Source organism: Vibrio sp. 10N.286.51.E5 (assembly GCF_041469125.1).
GTDB classification, from domain to species: Bacteria; Pseudomonadota; Gammaproteobacteria; order Enterobacterales; family Vibrionaceae; genus Vibrio; species Vibrio crassostreae_C.
The window spans coordinates 1-4437 of record NZ_JBFRJZ010000063.1; the positions used below are offsets into that span (position 1 = coordinate 1).

Here is a 4437-nt window from a genome sequence, read left to right on the forward strand (position 1 = left end):
ATTACTCATATCTCTGAATAAGCCCTCCGTCGATTGAATAGCCCATTTCCACTGGGGCTGAACCATCTACTAAGTACAGCTCCTGGATACTGGCAATGGTTTTTAGTTCACCAGATAGCCATACTGGGTGATAGAGCCCTTCAAACTTAACTCCCTCTTCAAGAGTAACGTGGATCATCTGGTTTGGAGGTGGTGGAGGCGTATGAATACAAGCCCCAACCCATGGTACTAATAGGAATTCTGTCACTCTGTGTTCATCGAACTCCAGTGGTAGCATATAACCTGCTAAACGAACGTTTTTTCCATCCAGGTCCTCATTGACCTCTGTCGCTTTTCTTTTTCTGAGTTCAGCAACCTCTTGTCTTTTAGCCAAAAGCGCCTCAACATTATCAATTCCTGCATCTTTCAGTTCCTGTTTAACTTTTATTAAATCTTGACGGTTAGTGGTTTTTGAATCAGAAAGCTGAACATAACGACGCAACTTAGCAATATGATCACTAGATAGAGTCAAAAATGGATCATGAAACTCTATTTGTGCCATAAGATCTGGCCAGTCAATCTGCTTGGTATCATTGGCATGAGCATTTAAAGACGCTACGACTAAAAATGTAGATAATAGTGGAAGAAGCATTGCTCTAATACTTGACATCAAGAACCTAATAAACGACATACTACTTTCTCCTCAACTTTATAACTAGGCCTCTAGAAAACAAAACGGCAGGACCTGTTGCCAGATACCTGCCTAGGGAGCCCAGCGCTGCTTAACGCAAGTTCATTTTCAGCTCTGAGCTAGACGACACTAAAACTAGTTAATGGTGTTCTTGAAAATCTCACCATCTTTCATGATCAGGTCTAGATTTTCCTCTGGATTAGTCAAAATACTGATATCTTCCAGCGGGTTACCGTCAATCAATAGAATATCAGCATAAGCACCATTTTCAATCACACCGAGCTTGGCTTCAGGATATGGATTACGTGGCCCTGTTAGCTCAAGTACTTCAGCATTAACTGATGTTGCCTGCTGCAAAATTTCGGCGTTGGTAAACCATTTCGTACGATTGGTAAACTCTGTTAAGTGCATACGTTTCTGCTCTAGAGAACCCACCATATCTGAGCCGAACAAAATTTTAGCGTCATGCTTTTTAGCTAGCTTCATCAGGTTGTCAAGTCCATCTTTCGCTTGTTGCTGACGGGCAACCTGAGCGGGAGTAAAACTGGCTGGGGCCGGGCTCATATATACGCCGGTCTGAGCACCAATATAAGCGCCCTTTTTGACAGCCAGTTTCATTGTGTCTTCACTGATCAGATTGACGTGTTCTAACGTTTTAGCTCCTGCCTCCAACGCGGCTTGTGTAGAGGCATCGGTATAGGTATGCACGGCTGCATAGGTGTTCCAGCGCTCAGCTTCACCAACAATTGCTTCCATTTCTTCCTTAGAATACTCCGAGATATCCAGAGGATCATAAAGACCAGAGACAGCACCCCCGGCAAAGAACTTCAGAAAAGCCGCTCCCTTGCGAAACTGCATTCTGGCAGCAGTTAAGGCTTCATCAACACCATCTGCGTTAATAGCAACACCTGCCGTCTCAATTTCTGTTGTTGACGGCCCACCCATCATTCTTGGGGCAACACTTGGTGCTCGCATATCTCCATGGCCTGCGGTCATACCTATCGCGGCTCCGCTTGAGTAAATCCGAGGCCCAGGGAAATAGCCTTCGTCAATCGCTCGCTTCACGCCAAACATTGAACCGCCAACATCCCTGATAGTGGTAAACCCGCGCATTAACGTCGCCTCAGAATCCACTAGAGCAATAGCGCCCTGATAGTCCATTGGAGTATACATATGCTCAGCAATACTCAGGTTCCACTGAAGGTGGGTGTGCGAATCGATAAAGCCAGGCGTTAACGTGCGACCATCACCGTCAATGATTTTTGCTCCGGCCGGAGCAGTGATATCCTTGCCAACAGACTGAATTAAATTGTCTTTAACCAAAACATCGTGATCTTTTTTTAGCTTGTCGTGCACGCCATCAAAAACATTGACATTTTGGATCAATATTAGGTTACTGCCTTCTTGTGCATGAGCTATATTCATGCCAAGGCTTAAACCAACTACTATAGAACTGGCTAATAGTTGTTTGTTCATTTTTTACTCCAAAAATAATAAATCATCATCCATTACACCAATTGGAACTGACATAGGATTAGTTCCGATTGGTCAAAGTAATTATCGGTACTCTTATGAACGCCCAACATCGCTTGGCGTCACGTTTTCTATATTCTGCTTTCTGCTCTTATCCATCTCGACATGACGGATGGCGTCAGGGTTCTTAGAGAAATCAATTTGGTTAAGGTCTACCATACGTACCTGACGGTTGTTCTGGGTATGATAGTAGTACTTCAGGTTTTTACTGTCAGCAGCAGAAGTCCAAATAGTAGAGCTGCGCATACCTTCTAGTAGTTCTGGATTTACGCTAGGCCCTTCTGCGGCACCCAGAGGTAGATTGAAGTTATCCATAATTCGGAAGACTTCATACAATGCTTCTTCGCCATTAACCAATTTACGCGAGGTCTGGGTGTAAGCGGTCGCGCGGATAAAACGGGACGGTGGGGTAAAGTCACCAGGCAGACCGATGAATCCGCTACCGGCACCGATAGGTGTCAGGTCAACTTCGCTTTCTCCTTTCGTCAGAGCTTTCGCCGGGTGTTCATTTGATGTTAAACCAATGTAGTTACGCAGGTTGGTCATATGCCATTCGAAGCTAGGACTATTGGTCAGCACACGCAGTGGGTTATCGAAAATCTTCATTTTACCGTCAAGGTATTCCACCACGATCGCTTTTCCGCTTGAATCTACAACCGATAAGTGGATCGGCGCTGCGATGTTACCAAGAGCAGGCTCTGGTGTACCGACCACGTGGATATTCGCAAGCCCTTCACGTACTTCTTCTACGCTGGAAAAAGACGTCAGCACGTAGTTAGCGAGCTCCAGTTCGCTGATCGTTTGCGAAGCTTTAGCTGGATCGTAGTCTTGATACTCGGCAAAACCTGGCAGATAGAGAACGCCCACCACCAAACCTTTTTCATTCATACCATCGGTCAAGTAGTCTTTTTCCAGCGCATCTAGAGCAACTGTTCCGTATTTTACCTTCCACTTCAGGCCGTTTTTACCGTCCGGAGTGGAAGCCTGGAACTCGTATCCACGGGGTACGATGGCAACCCGAGAGTTAAGATCAAAGGCTCCCCATTCCATGGTTCGTCCATAGACGACCGCGCCGTCTTCAGCTTTAAGGGCGATGCTGGTACAAGCGATGGCTCCACCAAAGTGTAGGGCTGGAACTAACATGGAAAGAGAGAGTATCTTCTTCGCGGTTTTTTTGAATAATCCCATAATTTTACCTTTGAAATATAACGTTGATATTTTGTGCTCTTTAGTTTGCGCCATCATAACTTTTAACTTCAGTCACATAGCGCTCGGACAGCATCTTTTAATTGATTTAAAAGAACATTTTGAACTGGGTCCAGAACACACGGTCTGTGACTGAATCTGTATTCCCCATGTGGTTGATATCCATGTCGATATTATCGAATTTAAACTGTAGCCACTTGTCTCCGCTTTCTGTAAGCGGAACTGCGGTTGTAACGCTAGTTTTCAGGGTTTCTATATTCAAGCTGCCATCCATTGCGGTGTATTCCGGTGACAAAGTGATATAGGAACCATCCTGCATTGGTTTCCACACTAGCCAAGCAGTACCGGTGTAACCAGTAATGTGGGTATCTCTTATGCCATACTGCTGCGCAAGCGCACCCTCTTTTTTATACTCACCGATCAGGCCACCTGCACGGAAAAACAGCGTGATGGATTCAGCTGGGGTTTTTAGTATGCTCGCGGCGCCAAATGCAGCAGTCGTGAAGTCCTTGTTGTCGATAATATCGAGCGATGTAGCGACACGTGGCATTAGGTTATTACCAGTACCAAAGACGTGGAAATACTGGCCACGGCTGTCTTTGTAATCGCCGTTCTCACTCATGGTCCCTTCCAGCGCCACCATAGCTTCGGAGCCACCGTCAAACTGGTAGGAGAGGGAGCCAAATGCTTTAACGTCCCCTTTGTTACTGGTGCCGATAAAAGCTTGACTATACGCCCGGGTCATATCGGACGGGTCTATTCGTTCATTACTTTGTTCGTTAGCCGCAGCCAAACTTGGGGTTAGAATAACGACTGCATTAAGCAAAAGTGTTTTGGTACTTGTAGAGACTAATTTGTTTTTTTTCATAGTACTTCTTGGTCCGCTTTTATGGTTTGCTTGACTGTAGTTCAAATAATAACAATGAAAAACATACACAAGTAATGCATAATGCAAGATAAAATCCATCAAATTATTTCTTTGGGAGTAAAGATGTTTTCCTATGAACACTTGGCCGCATTCTGCGCTA

At 45.1% G+C, this 4437-nt stretch carries 4 protein-coding genes; all 4 read right to left on the bottom strand.

Going from position 1 to position 4437, the window contains the following annotated elements; translation table 11 throughout:
• Position 1: 1 nt before the first annotated feature.
• Entirely contained in the window at positions 2-649 is a 648-nt protein-coding gene (locus AB4161_RS20010) for a DUF3299 domain-containing protein (protein WP_372084067.1), read from the bottom strand.
• Positions 650-805: 156 nt separating this feature from the next.
• Positions 806-2146, bottom strand: a complete 1341-nt coding sequence (locus AB4161_RS20015; RefSeq protein ID WP_372084069.1) for an amidohydrolase family protein — start codon at positions 2144-2146, stop codon at positions 806-808.
• 93 nt (positions 2147-2239) lie between these two features.
• Entirely contained in the window at positions 2240-3448 is a 1209-nt protein-coding gene (locus AB4161_RS20020) for a linear amide C-N hydrolase (protein WP_372084071.1), read from the bottom strand.
• A gap of 49 nt (positions 3449-3497) precedes the next feature.
• Positions 3498-4437, bottom strand: a 940-nt coding sequence (locus tag AB4161_RS20025) for a hypothetical protein (protein WP_372084073.1), incomplete at its 5' end; no start/stop codon positions are given.